The 1,397-nt window shown below is 56.0% G+C and carries 1 rRNA gene (only partly in view); it reads right to left on the bottom strand.

The window, feature by feature from the left end:
* Nucleotides 1-2: 2 nt before the first annotated feature.
* A 23S ribosomal RNA gene (locus tag ACIO9K_RS37860) occupies nucleotides 3-1,397 on the bottom strand (it continues 1,792 nt past the right edge of the window).

Genomic DNA, 1,397 nt, shown 5'->3' with positions numbered 1-1,397 from the left:
CTGAGGACAAGCCCTCGGCCTATTAGTACCGGTCAACTCCACCCCTCACAGGGCTTCCATATCCGGCCTATCAACCCAGTCGTCTACTGGGAGCCTTACCCTCTCAAGGAGGTGGGAGTGCTCATCTCGAAGCAGGCTTCCCGCTTAGATGCTTTCAGCGGTTATCCCTCCCGAACGTAGCCAACCAGCCATGCCCTTGGCAGGACAACTGGCACACCAGAGGTTCGTCCGTCCCGGTCCTCTCGTACTAGGGACAGCCCTTCTCAACACTCCTACGCGCACAGCGGATAGGGACCGAACTGTCTCACGACGTTCTAAACCCAGCTCGCGTACCGCTTTAATGGGCGAACAGCCCAACCCTTGGGACCTACTCCAGCCCCAGGATGCGACGAGCCGACATCGAGGTGCCAAACCATCCCGTCGATATGGACTCTTGGGGAAGATCAGCCTGTTATCCCCGGGGTACCTTTTATCCGTTGAGCGACGGCGCTTCCACAAGCCACCGCCGGATCACTAGTCCCTACTTTCGTACCTGCTCGACCCGTCAGTCTCACAGTCAAGCTCCCTTGTGCACTTACACTCAACACCTGATTGCCAACCAGGCTGAGGGAACCTTTGGGCGCCTCCGTTACTCTTTAGGAGGCAACCGCCCCAGTTAAACTACCCACCAGACACTGTCCCTGATCCGGATCACGGACCCAGGTTAGACATCCAGCACGACCAGAGTGGTATTTCAACGACGACTCCACAACAACTGGCGTTGCTGCTTCAAAGTCTCCCACCTATCCTACACAAGCCGAACCGAACACCAATATCAAGCTATAGTAAAGGTCCCGGGGTCTTTCCGTCCTGCTGCGCGAAACGAGCATCTTTACTCGTAATGCAATTTCACCGGGCCTATGGTTGAGACAGTCGAGAAGTCGTTACGCCATTCGTGCAGGTCGGAACTTACCCGACAAGGAATTTCGCTACCTTAGGATGGTTATAGTTACCACCGCCGTTTACTGGCGCTTAAGTTCTCAGCTTCGCCTGGACGAATCCAAGCTAACCGGTCCCCTTAACGTTCCAGCACCGGGCAGGCGTCAGTCCGTATACATCGCCTTACGGCTTCGCACGGACCTGTGTTTTTAGTAAACAGTCGCTTCTCGCTGGTCTCTGCGGCCACCCCCAGCTCAGACAGCAAGTGCCGTCACCAGGAATGGCCCCCCTTCTCCCGAAGTTACGGGGGCATTTTGCCGAGTTCCTTAACCATAGTTCACCCGAACGCCTCGGTATTCTCTACCTGACCACCTGAGTCGGTTTGGGGTACGGGCCGCCATGAAACTCGCTAGAGGCTTTTCTCGACAGCATAGGATCATCCACTTCACCACAATCGGCTCGGCATCAGGTCTCAGCCT

The sequence above is a fragment of the Kitasatospora sp. NPDC087271 genome (assembly GCF_044744605.1).
In the GTDB taxonomy this organism is placed as follows: Bacteria; Actinomycetota; Actinomycetes; order Streptomycetales; family Streptomycetaceae; genus Kitasatospora.
Note: the sequence above shows the minus strand (reverse complement) of the source record. Positions and strands in the feature narration are given on the sequence as shown.